Below are 14,208 nucleotides of genomic sequence, written 5' to 3' on the forward strand. Positions count from 1 at the left end.
GCGGAACCCAAAAACCGCACTCAACGCCAGGTACTCGAGGTCATCGACATTCTCTGAGGATGGGCGGGGGCGGCCTTGCGTCGTGAAAGCACTGCGAGATCTTCGCTAGGGCTAATACTTCTGTGTATCGGCGGGCGCCTGGCGGGTGGCGCGAGCCGCGAGGAGGTGTGAGGTGAACAAACTATCCATAGTGGGTGCCGGTATGGTGGGCGAGGCGGCGGCGCAGATCATCGCCCGGGAGGAGTCCTGCCGTGAATTGACGTTAATCGATGTTCAGGGGGACCTGGCGCAGGGCAAGGCACTGGATGTCTGGCAGGCAGCCGTCGAGTCAGGCTCCGATACCCGGGTTCAGGGTGGGGGCGACGCCCACTTGCTACAGGATTCCGATTTGGTGGTGATCACCGCAGGCGTGCCACGCAAGCCCGGTCAGTCGCGTCAGGATGTACTGAGCATCAACCTGCCGATACTCGACGGCATCATGCGGGACATCAATCGGTATGCCCCGGCAGCGACGGTATTGGTGGTGTCGAACCCGGTCGATGTGCTGACCTACCGGGCCTGGAGCCTTAGTGAGCTGGGCCGCGACAAGGTGTTCGGGCAGGCGGGGGTGCTGGATACCGCGCGGATGAAGTGTTTCATTGCCGAGCAGACGGGCTTTTCTGCCCGGGATATTTCAGCGCTGGTGCTGGGTGGCCATGGCGACAGCATGGTGCCGCTGATGCGCTACTGCACGGTCGGTTCGGTGCCGCTGTCGCACTTTTTGTCCAGCGAGCAGATCGAGCGGATTGTGCAGCGCACACGTCAGGGGGGCGGCGAGATTCTGGGCTTGAAGAAGCTGGGAAGCGCCTGCGACGCCCCCGGTGTGGCTATCGCGCAGATGGTCGATGCGATCGCCAAGGGTCGTAACCGCATTTTGCCGGCGGTCGCGATCCTTGAGGGCGAGTACGGGCGAACAGACATTGCCATGGGGGTGCCCTGCGTGCTGGCGGAAAATGGCCTGGCGAGTGTGGTCGAACTGCCCCTGGATGCGCAGGAGCAGGCCATGTTCGACCACTCTGCCGATCAGGTGGCGCGTGACATCGCCGAAATGAAAGCGATGTGAGCCCGCGGCCACCGGGATTGCACCGCTCACAAGAGCTGCGCAACCCCGGTGGGCGGGTTTACCCGCGAAGAAGACACCACGTAGCAAGACCGTTGCTCCCACAGAGGCGCATCTGGTCGTCGACGTAGCCGGGCTTGGCCGACCAGAGAGGCGAGCGAAGCGAGGGTTCATGGTGAGGCTCCAGCGTGTCCGATGAGGCGAGGTAAGGGGTTCTCGACGACCAGGTACTGCCCAGAGGGGGCGGCTCGACCCTCCTGGGCTTTACGTGCTAAAGCAACGGCAGGGTGTAGCTGAGGATCAGGCGGTTCTCGTCCTGGTCCCGCTGGCTGGCAGAGCCTGGCGTGCTGGCGGCGGGCAGACCGCTGCGCATGCTGGCGTTCTTCCACGCAAGGCCCAGCCCCTTGAAGGTGCCTTGCGGCACGACATAGCCCAGGGACACATCACGTTCCCACTCGCCTTGGTCGCCTTGGCGGGTGTCGATGTTGTCGGCGTTGAGGTAGAGCACGCTGAAGGTAAGGCCTGGAACACCGACGGCGGCGAAGTCGTAGGCGTAGCGGCCGATCCAGGTGCGTTCACCGGCGCGGTTGAACTTCAACAACTGGGCATCGGAGATCAGGTAGGTACTGGTGCCTTCGCCGTCACCGCGGTTGAGGTAGGGGAAATCGCTGTCGCCTGTCAGGACCTGATAACCGGCGCCGATGCTGTGGCCGCCCAAGGCGTAGGTGAACATCCCGCTGTAGACGTTGTTGTCCACTTCGCCTTTGACGCTGTTACCGCCGTAGTAGCCGCTGCTGACGAAACCGTCGGCGCGGCCGGAGGCGCTGGCGTTCTTGCCGTCGGAGTCGCTGATGAACACGCGGATATCCGATTTCAGGGTGCCTGGGCCAATGCCCCAGTTGTGCACCAGGCCGAGGTAGTGCTGCTGGTAGAAGTTGTCCAGCTCGCCGTAGTAGTACGAGAGGATCAGGTCTTTGGTGGCCTTGTAGTCGCCGCCGGCAAAGTAGAACTTGTTGCTGTCACGGGATTTCGGGCCACTGCCGTTGGCGCCGGCAATGGACATGCTGCGCCAATCGGTGGAGTTACGCCCTTTGGTGTGGGTCAGTTGGCCACCGGTGAGGGTCAGGCCGTCGATATCGGTGGAGGTGAACTGGCCACCTTCGTAGGTCATCGGTAGCAGGCGAGCGTCATTGTTGACCACCACCGGCAGCTTGGGCTGCAGGGTGCCGTATCGGAATTCGGTCTTCGCCACCTTGGCCTTAGCCGTCAGGCCCAGGCTACTGAACTCATCGACCGCGCTGCCGTCGCTCTCCAGGGGGAAAATGGTCCCCGGTTGACGCTCGATGCCGGGCTTGCCGGCCTTGCCGCCACCGTCCAGACGTACCCCCAACAGCCCCAGTGCATCGACGCCGAAGCCCACGCTGCCCTCGGTGAAGCCGGAGGCATAGTTGAGCATGAAACCCTGCCCCCACTCGTTCTGCTTGCTGACCCCAGCGCCGTTGCGGTAGTCGGTGTCGATGTAGAAGTTACGCAAGGTGAGGCTGGCTTTGCTGTCTTCGATGAAGCCCCCAGCATGAGCCGATGAGGTGAGAAGGCCGAGCGAGCTGGCTGCAATGGCGAGCGCCAGGGTGTTTCTGGTCATTCCGTTTGCTCCGATGTGCATTTCTTCTTTTGGTGATTCCAACAGGCCTGTCAGTCAACATGGCTGTATAAAATTATATATAACGGTAGGCCTGATGACATTCCCCCAACGACATTGCGAGGATCGATTGAGACATGGGAATCGTCTTAGGCGGCGTGCATGACGCCAAAATCTGACTAGAAAGTCAAGTTGGCCCTCGCGCGCCGCCCATGAGTCCAGGTAGCGTTATGTTGTTTTTTTAATAACGAATCTTGCTCAGGCCGTGCCGCGGGCCAGCTCCTGGGCAAGATACGGCGCCGTGCGGCTGCCCTGGGCTTGGGCGACCTGGGCGGCGGTGCCGGTCGCCACTACTTGGCCACCGGCCTGGCCTGCACCCGGTCCGATGTCGATCACCCAGTCGGCCTGGGCCACCATGCGCATGTCGTGTTCGATCATCACTACGCTGTTGCCGGCATCGACCAGGCGCTGCAACTGCGCCATCAACCGGTCGGCATCGGCCACGTGCAGGCCGGTGGTCGGCTCGTCGAGCACGTACAGGGTTCGGCCACGCTGGCTGCGCTGCAGCTCGGTGGCCAGCTTGATGCGCTGCGCTTCGCCGCCAGACAGCTCGGTGGCCGGCTGGCCTAGGCGCAGGTAACCCAAGCCGATCTCGCGCAACACCTGCAGCGAGCGTGACACGGCCTGCTCGTCGGCGAAGAAGTCGCAGGCTTCTTCCACCGTCATGCGAAGAACATCGGCGATGTTGCGGCCATTCCAATGCACCGCGAGGGTGTCTTCGTTGTAGCGGGCGCCGTGACAGGCAGGGCAGGGGGCGTAGACGCTGGGCATGAACAGCAGCTCGACACTGACGAAGCCCTCGCCCTCGCAGGTGTCGCAGCGCCCCTTGGCCACGTTGAACGAGAAACGCCCGGCGTCGTAGCGGCGCTTGCGGGCTTCGGTGGTGGCGGCGAACAGCTTGCGCACCGGGTCGAACAGCCCGGTATAGGTCGCCAGGTTGGACCGTGGTGTACGGCCGATCGGCTTTTGATCCACTTGCACGACCCGGTGCACGGCCTGCACGTCGCCGCCCAGGTGGCCGCCTGTGCGTTCGATGATCGTCGGGCCTTCGGTGCTGGTTTCGCTGTCTTCCTCTTCGGGTTCATGCCCCAGGTGCAGCAGCATCAGCTCGGGCAGGGCCTGGGCGATCAGGCTCGACTTGCCGGAGCCGGAAATCCCGGTGACCGCCGTGAGCACCCCCAGCGGCACGCGCACGTCAACGCCGTGCAGGTTATGGCGGCGGATGGCGTTCAGCTCCAGCCAGCCGGCAGGTGTGCGGGCGCGGCTCCCTGGGGCGGGCAGTTGGTCGAACAGGTAGCGGGCGGTGTGCGACTCGGCTACCTGGCGCAGGCCCGCCGGGGCGCCGCTATAGAGTACGCGGCCGCCGCGCTCGCCAGCATCAGGGCCGACGTCCACCAGCCATTGGGCGCGGCGCATGAGCTGCAGGTCGTGCTCGACTACGAACACCGAATTGCCAGCGTCGCGCAGTCGGTCGAGGGCATCGTAGAGCGCCTGGCTGTCGGAAGGGTGCAGCCCGGCCGAAGGCTCGTCGAGCACATAGACCACACCGAACAGCAGGGCGCTCAGTTGTGTGGCCAGGCGCAGTCGCTGAAGCTCGCCGGTCGACAGCGTCGGTGTGGCGCGCTCCAGGGTGAGGTAGCCAAGGCCTAGCTGTTGCAAGGTGCGCAGGCGCGTGAGCACCCCTTCGGCCAGGCGTTGCGCGGCCAGTTGCTTTTCCGTCGAGCGGGTGTCCTGGTCATCGACCTGACCTCGGCTGACCGGTTCGAGCAAGGCCACCACCTGGTCCAGCGGCATCTGGGCGAGGGTACCGATGTCCACCCCGCAGAAGGTCACCGACAACGCCTCGGGCTTGAGGCGCTTGCCATCACACGCCGGGCAGGGGCGGCCTTCCATGAAGCGCGACACACGCTTGCGCATCAGCGCGCTCTGGGTGTTGGCGAAGGTGTGCAGCACGTAGCGCCGGGCCCCGGTGAACGTGCCCATGTAGCTGGGCTCGAGCTTGCGCTTGAGCGCGGTGCGGGTTTCGGCGGGCGTAAGGCCGGCATAGACCGGTACCGTGGGCGCCTCCTCGGTGAACAGGATCCAGTCGCGGTCCTCTTGCGGCAGGTCCTTCCAGGGCCTGTCGACGTCGTAGCCGAGGGTGACCAGGATGTCGCGCAGGTTCTGCCCATGCCAGGCCGGAGGCCAGGCGGCGATGGCCCGGTCGCGGATGCTCAAGGTCGGGTCGGGAACCAGGCTCGCCTCGCTGACCTCATAGACATGCCCCAGGCCATGGCAGGCCGGGCAGGCACCTTGCGGCGTGTTGGCCGAGAAGTCCTCGGCATACAGCATGGGCTGGCCGCTCGGGTAGGTGCCGGCGCGCGAGTACAGCATGCGCACCAGGCTGGAGAGGTTGGTGACGCTGCCGACCGAGGAGCGGGCATTGCTCGCGCCGCGTTGCTGTTGCAGCGCCACCGCCGGGGGCAATCCGTCGATTGCATCGACATCCGGCACACCCACCTGATCGATCAGTCGCCGGGCGTAAGGGGCCACGGATTCGAAGTAGCGGCGCTGCGCCTCGGCATACAGGGTGCCGAAGGCCAGCGATGATTTGCCCGAGCCGGACACCCCGGAAAACACCACCAGCGCATCGCGCGGGATGGCGACATCCACGTCCTTGAGGTTATGTTCGCGTGCGCCACGCACCACCACGTAGCCGTCTTCGGTCTTGAGGTGGACGTGGTCGGTTGGGGCAGGGGTGCGTGTCATGGAGGGGCGGCTCGGCGGTTGGCAAAAGGCTTACGGTAGCCAATGTCTGGCATCAACGCCTACCCCTGGGCGTCAACGAGCGGATGATGCGTGCCTTGCCAGGCGCCAAGGCGGGCCGGCGGCCTGCCTCGACGCCAGGGCGCAGGTCAGGCTTCGCGGTAGGTGCCTTTTTGCTTGGCAGCATGGATGGCCAGGGCGTCCATGAGCACCGGGGACAGGCAGTCGTAGGGCTCCAGGCCCAGTTCGCGCAGGCGTGCGCGGATCGCATCCATCTGCGCTGGCGGGGTCCCGCTTTCGATCACCGAAGACACGAACGCGGCAAAGCCCGGCGCCGACCAGCCGCTCTGCGGAGAGAGCTCGGTATGCACGAAATCCAGGCCGTAGAAGGGGTGGCCGGTGTTCTCGATGCGGCCGAACAGATGCGCGCCACAGTCGCGGCAGGCATGGCGCTGGATCACGGCGTTCGGGTCCACCACCTGCAGTTTCTCGCCATGGGCCTGCACGCTGACCTTGTCGCGTGGCGCCACGGCCACCACCGAGAAGATCGCGCCGGCAGGCTTCCAGCACTTGGTGCAGCCACAGGCATGGTTGTGCAGCGTTTGTGCATTGATGGCGACTTGCACCTTGTCGGTCGGACACAGGCATTGCAGGGTGCCACCGGCGAAACCGGCCTGTTCTGGCCGGATTCCCTGGTCGATCGATGGGTGTAGGTGTAGGGCGTTCATGGTACTGGTCCCTCCTGGCGCGGGTGTGATGGGGCGCGGCCACAGGCCGCGCCCCGGATGTCAATCGAAATGGATGACCGTGCGGATCGACTTGCCTTGGTGCATCAGGTCGAAAGCCTTGTTGATGTCCTCAAGGCCCATCGTGTGGGTGACGAAGGGGGCGAGTTCGATCTCGCCGCGCATGGCTTGCTCCACCATGCCGGGCAGTTGGCTGCGCCCCTTGACGCCACCGAAGGCAGAGCCTTTCCAGCTGCGGCCGGTGACCAGCTGGAACGGCCGGGTGGAAATCTCCTTACCGGCACCCGCCACACCGATGACGATAGACTGGCCCCAGCCACGGTGGGCCGATTCCAGGGCCGCGCGCATCACATTGACGTTGCCGATGCACTCGAAGGTGTGATCGATACCCCAGCCGCTCATCTCCACCAGCACTTGCTGAATTGGTTTGTCGTGGTCGTTCGGGTTGACGCAGTCGGTGGCGCCGAAGGCGCGGGCCAATTCGAACTTGGCCGGGTTGGTGTCGATGGCGATGATGCGTCCGGCCTTGGCTTGGCGCGCCCCCTGGATCACCGCAAGGCCAATGCCGCCCAGCCCGAACACGGCGACCGAGTCTCCCGGCTGCACCTTGGCCGTGTTGTGCACGGCACCGATGCCCGTGGTGACGCCGCAGCCCAGCAGGCAGACATGCTCGTGGTTGGCGTTGGGGTTGATCTTGGCCAGCGAGACTTCGGCTACAACGGTGTACTCGCTGAAGGTCGAGCAGCCCATGTAGTGGAAGATCGGTTGGCCCTTGTAGGAAAAACGCGTCGTCCCGTCCGGCATCAGGCCTTTGCCCTGGGTGGCGCGAACGGCCACGCACAGGTTGGTCTTGCCAGACTTGCAGAACAGGCATTCACCGCATTCGGCGGTGTAGAGCGGGATGACATGGTCGCCGGGCTTGAGGCTGGTCACGCCTTCGCCGACCTCCATGACCACGCCGGCGCCTTCGTGGCCGAGCACGGCAGGGAATACCCCCTCAGGGTCGTCGCCGGAGAGGGTGAAGGCGTCGGTATGGCAGACGCCGGTGTGGGAGATGCGCACCAATACCTCGCCCTTGCGCGGCGGGGCGACGTCAATCTCGACGATTTCAAGGGGTTTGCCTGGCTCGAAGGCGACAGCTGCACGTGATTTCATGATGGGCTCCTCGACGGGTTGCCTTGGCAACGATCCGGTAGCGGTCGTCGATGTATTTTCAGGCGTGAGACATGCGGTGGTTTGAATACCGGACATCTGGTGTGGGGCCAGTGTGGTGTGCAGCGCTAATCCTGTATATGGAATTGTCTGGATTTTATTATTCCTTTAATTGGAATTATAGTCGCGCATCCCTACCTCTGGTCTGACCTCATGAACAACGAACTGGAACTGCTGCGCATCTTCCGTACCGCCGCCGAGCACGCCAGCTTCCGGGAGGCGGCCGTGCGCCTTGGCACTTCTCCCCAGGGGGTCACGCGCGCCGTTCAACGTCTGGAGCGGCACTTTGGCGAACTGCTGTTTCATCGCAATACACGCCAGGTGCGTATCACCGCATTCGGTGAAGACCTCCTGGAGCGCGTGCGACCGGCGCTTGAGCAGTTCGATGAAGTGTGGCGCCCGCCTGGCATGGGGGAAACGGTATGCACGGGCGGCACCGTGCGGGTCAGCGCGCCGCACAGCCTGGGCAACCGAGCGGTGCTGCCGGCGCTGGAGCGTGTTACTGCGCAGCACTTGGGCATCACGCTGGACGTGCGGCTGTCGGATCGCCTGAGCGCCGTGGTCGATGAGCAGATCGATGTCGGCATCCGGGTGGGGTTCCTGCACGACAGCCGCTTCGTGGTGCGCCAGGCTGGTCGCATGCGCCTTCCCATCGTCGCGGCGCCGAGCCTGGTCGCGCGGGTGAAAGCGCCTGAGTGTGTGGAGGACTTGGCCGGTCTGCCGGTCTGCGCATCACTGGACATCAACACCGGTCGGCCATGGCCGTGGTACGTCAAGGCGGGACGACAGTGGACGCCCACGTCGGCGGCATTCGTCGCCGATGACGCCGACATGGAGATGGGCGCGGTACTGGCCGGGGTCGGGTTTGCCCAGTTGGCGGACTACATGGTTGCCCCCCACATCGCCAGCGGCAAGCTCGTGCAGGTCGTGCCGGAGGCCGAGCCGACACCTTGGGGGCTGTATGTCTACCGCCCCCAGCGCGGGCCCGTGCCTGCGCGGGTCAGGGTAGTGTTCGACGCGCTTCACGAGGCCGTGGGCGCGTTGCCACGGCTGGCGTGAGCTACTCGGTGGCTTCAAACGCTTCGTGGTACTTCACAACCCCCGTCGGCAGTGCCCCCTCAAAGGCCAATGCCTGGAAGTACTCAGGTGGAACACCCGGAAGTTCAAGTTCGGGGTGGGCCGCAAACCCGAAGCGGCCATAGTAGCCAGGTTCGCCGAGTACCACGCAGCCGGCGGCGCCCAGGTCTTGCAGTCGGGCAAGCGCGGCCTTGATCAAGGCTGAGCCGATGCCTTGCCCCTGGCGATCCGGCCACACGGACACAGGCCCAAGCCCGTACCAACGTGTTGCGCCCGACGAAAGCGTGACGGGCGAAATGGCAACGTGACCAACGATGGCGTCATCGTCCACCGCGACCAGGGAAACCGTCAGTTGCTCACTGCGGCGCAATGCATCGACGATGAATTGCTCGGTGTGGCTTGAATGCACTTCATTCTTGAACGCCGCGACGGTCAGGCGCGCGATGGCGTCGATGTCGTGGGGACGTTCGGTGCGGATTGTCGTGTTCATGGTGATGTTTTCTCGTGTGCCCTCATCGAGCAGGCGCGAACAGAGGGGCGGCACCCGTGCACCGTTTGCCATACTTCAGGCTGAAGGCGTAATCGAAGCCGGGTGGGTTCTTGCCCTGATTGTGCTGGAGAAATCAGTCAGATTGCACCGCGAAGCAGGCAGGGCGGTGGATGGCACGGGCTTCGCCCGGAGGAGATCAAATGAACCTGCACAAGATCTACACGTCCTTGCTCACCAACGACCTCGCGGCAGCCGAATGTTGGTATACGAAGGTGCTAGGACGTGGACCGGATAACCGGCCCATGGACACGCTGGTGCAGTGGGAGCTTTTCGACCACTGTGGATTGGCGCTTTCAACTGACGATGAAATCGCGGGCGCAGGCGTGCTCTTTCTTTACGTTGAAGATGTTGCGGCCGAGCGCCGCAGACTGCACGACCTGGGGATTGTGCTCGGGGAAGATATTAAAGGCGACTATTCGACACTGGCTCAGGTCCGTGATCCTGACGGCAACTTGCTTACGCTGGCGACGCCACCCTCGCGGCCTTTTCCGCCGGTAGCCGTGCGTCGGAATGCCCCAGGTACCTGATGCGGGCAGCGGTGCTCTCAACAGCGCCGCTGTACCTGTGGGAGCGGGTTCACCCGCGAACACGGGCGAAGCCCGTGCCATCCAGGACGCTGGTGTGCGCGATCGACATTCAGGTTTAATGCCCAATGTTGCGCCACGGTAGGGTGGGCGCAACGTGACCCCGCCAGAGTGAACCATGAACCGTCAGAAAAAGATCAAGCAGCTGCTTAAGGCCCACGCCAAGAAAGCCAGTGCCAAACTCGCGCCGCGCAGCAACAAGCCCAAGTACATCAGCAAGGCCGAGCGGGAAAAACTCGCCGCACAGGCAGCGAGTGAATCCAGCGCAGAGATCGAGCAAATTTCGCACTGAGTACAGGTGGCGTGTCCTACGTTCGGAACTGCGCCATCAATCCGTGCTGATGGCTGGCCAGGTGATTCAGGGCCTGGCTGATCCGAGCAGACTCCTCTGCCTGACCGGATAACGACTCGGTCAGATCGCGGATCGCCGCCACGTCACGGGTGCCGTGCTGCAGGCCGTCGATCACCTGACGGACTTGCTCCACCGAGTCCCGGGTCCACCTGGCCAGGTTGCGCACCTCGTCAGCCACCACGGCGAAACCACGCCCAGCCTCGCCGGCACGTGCCGCCTCGATGGCGGCGTTGAGCGCGAGCAGGTTGGTCTGCTCGGCGATGGCGCGAATCACCTCCAGCACCGAGCCGATTTGCTCGCTGCTGCTCGGCCTGGGCATGCAGGTGCGAGCGGGCTGCCTGGTCGAGCATCTGGCTACTGTCATCCTTCACCAGCGTGGCACTGCGCTGGGATTGGTACTCAGAGGCGCCCACCAGAAGGGTGACGATAGTGAGCAGACATAGGCCAGCCAGCAGGGTGATCTTCCACTGGATGGACAGGCGATTGAACAGCATGAGTGCTTGCTTGGGTCTGGACCTGTTCAAGAGGCGAGAGGCCGCGTGCCGAAGGGGCGGGCCCTGCAAGACAAAGGGGCATTCATTGCCCCGTTGTCTCGATGTCTGGTGGGGTCAATCAACCGCGATATGCAGTTCCGGCAGCTTTACACGGAACGCGCGGGTGACTCCCAGCAGGCAGATGAACCCAAGCCCCATCCAGCCCAGGCCAATCATGAACGACATGCTCGACAGGCTGGTCCACAGCCAGATCGTGCTCAGGAACCCCAGCCCCGGCAGCAGGCCGTACAACAGGTAGTTGCGCATGCCGCGCAGTTTCTGCCCGACCAGATAGTGCTTGACCACCGCCAGGTTCACCGCCGAGAAGGCGAACAGCGCACCGAAGCTGATCATGTTGGCGACGGTATCGAGGGTGATGAACAACGCAATCAGCGACAGGAGGCTGACCACCATGATGGCCGTGGCCGGCACCCGTTTCTTTGACACCAGTTGACCGAACGCGCGCGGCAGCACGCCGTCCCGGCCCATGGCGAACAGCACCCGTGACACGCTCGCCTGGGACACCATCGCCGAGGCGAAGCAACCTGCCACATAGGTGGCGGTGAAGGCGCTCACCAGCAGTTCTCCGCCGACGCGACGCATGACGTCCACCGACGCCGAGTCCGGGTCATGGAAGGTGCTCCATTCCGGAAACACCATCTGGGCGCACCAGGACACCACCAGAAACAGCAAGCCACCGATCATCGTCACGGCCATGATCGCCTGTGGGATCCGACGTTGTGGGTTGGCGGTTTCCTCGGCCATGGTCGATACCGCGTCGAAGCCCAGGAACGACAGGCAAAGCACGGCTGCGCCGGTCATGATCAGGGGCACGCTGAAACCTTCGTGGTGGAAGGGGGCCAGCAGCGAAACGGGCGCCGATTGCTGGTCCAGGTGACTGATCGAAAGCGCGATGAAGACAACGATGAACACCAGTTGGGCAACGACCAGCACCCAGTTGACGCGGGTGATGGACTCGATGCCGATCAGGTTGAGGAAGGTCACCAGCGCGATGGAACCGAGTGCCCAGACCCAAGCATGGACTGCTGGGAAGTATTCGGACATGTAGATGCCGATCAACAGGTAGCTCAGCAGCGGCAGGAAAATATAGTCAAGCAGTAGGGTCCATCCAGCCATGAAGCCGAAGTAGGTGCCGAAGGCCTTGCGGGTGTAGGTGTATACCGAGCCGGAATAGGGGTGGGCCTGGACCATGCGACCATAGCTGTAGGCCGTGAACAGCATGGCGACGAGCGTCAGTATGTAGGCGGTGGGCAGGTGCCCCTGGGTCATCTGGGTGACCAGTCCGTAGGTGGTGAACACCGCCAGCGGGACCATGTAGGCCAGACCGAACAGCACCAGGGAGGTCAGGCTCATGGACTGGCGGAAGCGACTCGAAGAGGCGCTTTGCGACGTTGAATGGTGGGAGGGGGTATCGGCCGTATTTGTTGTTATATTCATTACTGACTCCTGAAAGTTCAGATGCAAGGCACTGGCAATATTTGAGTCGATCTTGACGGGGGTACGTTCGTATCTGCGAGAACACCTCGGCGCGGGCACGTGATGACGTGCGTTGCAATAACGCATTCAGTGGCGACGGCCAGGGCATGACACGTCAAGGGTTGCTACGTCGAAAACTTGCAACTTCACAAGCGATTTACGGCATGAGCGGGGCGGCCTGCGGGCTCGGGTGGCGCCAGGCGATAGCAACAATTTAAAGCCGATCCTTCAGCGGGCTAGAGGGGCCGTCATACTGCGGGCCAACTCCTGTAGTTCATCAAGTCGCTATAACCGTTTAATGTTTTCAAGGCATTTGTATTGCCTTCGAACAATCATCCGATGTCGAATGACAAAGGCGGCGCTCTTTCTCAATGAGATATAAACGCCATGATGAAAAGGCACGAAAAGAGTGCATTGAACGAGTCCATTGTCCAACGTGGTCTCACGGTCTTTGATTCCACCTCTCATGGCATGTCACTCCACCCCAGGAGTGTCCATTCTCTACATCGTCCGTGCTGGGCTATTTTTCCATGGCTGCGCGGGGGCCACCATCACCCTTTTGTGTGAGCTGGCACCGGGCAAGTGCGCCGAACTTGATGTAGACCGCCACAATCCCACCCGAGGCCAGGATAATCCTCGCGTAGGTAATTCAGGACGCTAAGTCTCAGCCTAACTGGCTGATCCTTGGGAAGCCCTGGGCGTTGTGCAGTGGATCGGCATCGTGGCGATCGCCACGGCCTGTGGGGGCGCTGCGTTGGTTGGGCGTGGGGCAGAGAAGGGCGCTTGAGCGCGATGAAATGCAGGGGGGGACTGTCACCGGGGTACCTGGATCGGGCGATGTCCAGGTACCTGGCCGGGTCAGGCGCTCGTTGACGAGCGAGGCCGATCAGCGATCGTTCTTGGTGGACGAGTCAAGCGCGTTGTCCAAGCCCTTGGTGTTATGGGTGCCCGGTGTCGTGTCGGAGATCGCCCGGGACTTGGCCAGACCCCGGGTATCATGCGATTGCGCGACACCGGAGGTTACCGAGCCGTGCCCTTCGCTGTCGTTTCGATCTTGGCCGTAGTGCTTACCGCTCACGCCGTGGTCACGGGTCGCTTTGCCGGCATGCACACCACCATCGTTGGCGCCATTGCTGTTGCTGCCATGGTTGCCACCCAGTCCGCCCTTGCCACCACCGTGACCACCGCCGTTGCCGCCACCGCCACCATGGCCGCCGCCGCCACCCTTGGCATAAACCGAACCAATCGGGGAGAGGTCGGCGGGCAGTAATGCTGTAGCACCAAGCGCGAACGCGCACACTGCTGCAACTACCAGGGTTTTCTTCATGATCGAGTCGCCTCCAGGGGCGGGGGCTGAGATGCTGATACGACATCGCCGAAGTCACGGAGTTCGCGGCCTGCCGACGAAATGCCGGAACGCCGGTGCCACTTTTTTACTGTCAGACCCCGGGCGGTGCGCGCTACGCTCAGTAGCGGCATTCGATGCAAGGAGACAGGTGCAATGTCCAAACTCAACACACTGCTCGCCGCCACGCTGAGTCTCTGCTTGCTGGGCGCAGGCCCGGCACTGGCCGACCCAGGTAACGGCAAGGGCAATGGCCATGGCAAGAACATGCAGCATGGCAATCAAGGCCATCAGAACCCGGGTGGCGGCAACGACTGGCACGGCGGCCCGCAGATCGACCTTGGGGGTGTCCGGGTCATTCTCGATGACAACCGGGGCTACTGGAGCCCGGGGGCTGCGCTGCCCCCGGGCGTGCGGAAAAACCTCGCGCGCGGCAAACCGCTTCCACCGGGCATTGCCAAGAAGCTCGATGGGCGTCTGATTGGCCGGCTGCCTCACTACGACGGCTATGAATGGCGCCAGGCCGGCACGGACTTGCTGCTGGTCACGATTGCCACGGGGCTTATCTATGAAGTGCTGACCAACGTGCTGGATTGAGCCCGTAATTGGACGGCATCACCCGGCACCCCTGATGGGGGTTGACCATCAACATGTCCGGTCCGGCGACAATACGGGGTCGCTATCGGGGTCTTGTTGTCCATTACTCGACGATTAGTGTCCATCAGTCGTTAGACGGGAGCGCGCCAGCTTAGCATCATAGTGGCTCGTC

General features: G+C 63.2%; 12 protein-coding genes and 1 pseudogene. 5 read left to right on the plus strand and 8 right to left on the minus strand.

What is annotated here, in order from left to right; genetic code table 11:
- The first annotated feature begins 172 nt into the window (after nucleotides 1-172).
- Complete coding sequence (locus IEC33019_RS06025) at nucleotides 173-1,102, plus strand: malate dehydrogenase (protein ID WP_070093126.1); 930 nt, start codon at nucleotides 173-175, stop codon at nucleotides 1,100-1,102.
- 268 nt (nucleotides 1,103-1,370) lie between these two features.
- Here IEC33019_RS06025 and IEC33019_RS06030 read toward each other — a convergent pair whose 3' ends face one another.
- The 4 genes from IEC33019_RS06030 to IEC33019_RS06045 all read right to left on the minus strand — a co-directional run bounded on the left by IEC33019_RS06030 (nucleotide 1,371) and on the right by IEC33019_RS06045 (nucleotide 7,447).
- Nucleotides 1,371-2,741, minus strand: coding sequence for an OprD family porin (locus IEC33019_RS06030; protein ID WP_099593174.1), 1,371 nt, complete (start codon nucleotides 2,739-2,741; stop codon nucleotides 1,371-1,373).
- Between the two features lie 255 nt (nucleotides 2,742-2,996).
- Nucleotides 2,997-5,546 carry an excinuclease ABC subunit UvrA gene (gene uvrA / locus IEC33019_RS06035; RefSeq protein WP_070093125.1) on the minus strand — a complete coding sequence of 850 codons (2,550 nt, stop codon included), beginning with the start codon at nucleotides 5,544-5,546 and terminating at the stop codon, nucleotides 2,997-2,999.
- Between the two features lie 146 nt (nucleotides 5,547-5,692).
- Complete coding sequence (gene gfa, locus IEC33019_RS06040; protein ID WP_070093124.1) at nucleotides 5,693-6,271, minus strand: S-(hydroxymethyl)glutathione synthase; 579 nt, start codon at nucleotides 6,269-6,271, stop codon at nucleotides 5,693-5,695.
- 60 nt (nucleotides 6,272-6,331) lie between these two features.
- The gene (locus IEC33019_RS06045) at nucleotides 6,332-7,447 is read right to left on the minus strand and encodes an S-(hydroxymethyl)glutathione dehydrogenase/class III alcohol dehydrogenase (protein ID WP_434091214.1); all 1,116 of its coding nucleotides are present in this window, start codon (nucleotides 7,445-7,447) and stop codon (nucleotides 6,332-6,334) included.
- A 207-nt stretch (nucleotides 7,448-7,654) separates the two neighbouring features.
- Here IEC33019_RS06045 and IEC33019_RS06050 point away from each other — a divergent pair, with 207 nt between their 5' ends.
- Entirely contained in the window at nucleotides 7,655-8,560 is a 906-nt protein-coding gene (locus tag IEC33019_RS06050) for a LysR family transcriptional regulator (RefSeq protein WP_099593176.1), read from the plus strand.
- A 1-nt stretch (nucleotide 8,561) separates the two neighbouring features.
- Here the strand turns inward: IEC33019_RS06050 and IEC33019_RS06055 are convergent, their stop codons facing one another.
- The gene (locus tag IEC33019_RS06055) at nucleotides 8,562-9,068 is read right to left on the minus strand and encodes a GNAT family N-acetyltransferase (RefSeq protein ID WP_070093121.1); all 507 of its coding nucleotides are present in this window, start codon (nucleotides 9,066-9,068) and stop codon (nucleotides 8,562-8,564) included.
- A gap of 200 nt (nucleotides 9,069-9,268) precedes the next feature.
- Here IEC33019_RS06055 and IEC33019_RS06065 point away from each other — a divergent pair, with 200 nt between their 5' ends.
- A complete protein-coding gene (locus IEC33019_RS06065) occupies nucleotides 9,269-9,655 on the plus strand; it encodes a VOC family protein (protein ID WP_070093120.1) in 387 nt (128 codons plus the stop codon).
- 175 nt (nucleotides 9,656-9,830) lie between these two features.
- Complete coding sequence (locus tag IEC33019_RS06070; RefSeq protein ID WP_070093119.1) at nucleotides 9,831-10,004, plus strand: DUF2986 domain-containing protein; 174 nt, start codon at nucleotides 9,831-9,833, stop codon at nucleotides 10,002-10,004.
- Nucleotides 10,005-10,020: 16 nt separating this feature from the next.
- Here the strand turns inward: IEC33019_RS06070 and IEC33019_RS06075 are convergent.
- The 3 genes and pseudogenes from IEC33019_RS06075 to IEC33019_RS06085 all read right to left on the minus strand — a co-directional run.
- Nucleotides 10,021-10,356, minus strand: a pseudogene (locus IEC33019_RS06075) (methyl-accepting chemotaxis protein); the annotation flags it as partial.
- 316 nt (nucleotides 10,357-10,672) lie between these two features.
- On the minus strand, nucleotides 10,673-12,055 hold the full coding sequence (locus IEC33019_RS06080) for an APC family permease (RefSeq protein WP_070093117.1): 1,383 nt from the start codon (nucleotides 12,053-12,055) through the stop codon (nucleotides 10,673-10,675).
- Between the two features lie 925 nt (nucleotides 12,056-12,980).
- Nucleotides 12,981-13,421 (minus strand): hypothetical protein, encoded by a 441-nt coding sequence (locus tag IEC33019_RS06085; RefSeq protein ID WP_070093116.1) that lies wholly within the window; start codon nucleotides 13,419-13,421, stop codon nucleotides 12,981-12,983.
- A gap of 174 nt (nucleotides 13,422-13,595) precedes the next feature.
- Between IEC33019_RS06085 and IEC33019_RS06090 the strand changes: the two genes are divergently transcribed.
- Entirely contained in the window at nucleotides 13,596-14,036 is a 441-nt protein-coding gene (locus IEC33019_RS06090) for an anti-virulence regulator CigR family protein (protein WP_070093115.1), read from the plus strand.
- Nucleotides 14,037-14,208: the final 172 nt, after the last annotated feature.

This window comes from Pseudomonas putida (assembly GCF_002741075.1).
Classification (GTDB): Bacteria; Pseudomonadota; Gammaproteobacteria; order Pseudomonadales; family Pseudomonadaceae; genus Aquipseudomonas; species Aquipseudomonas putida_T.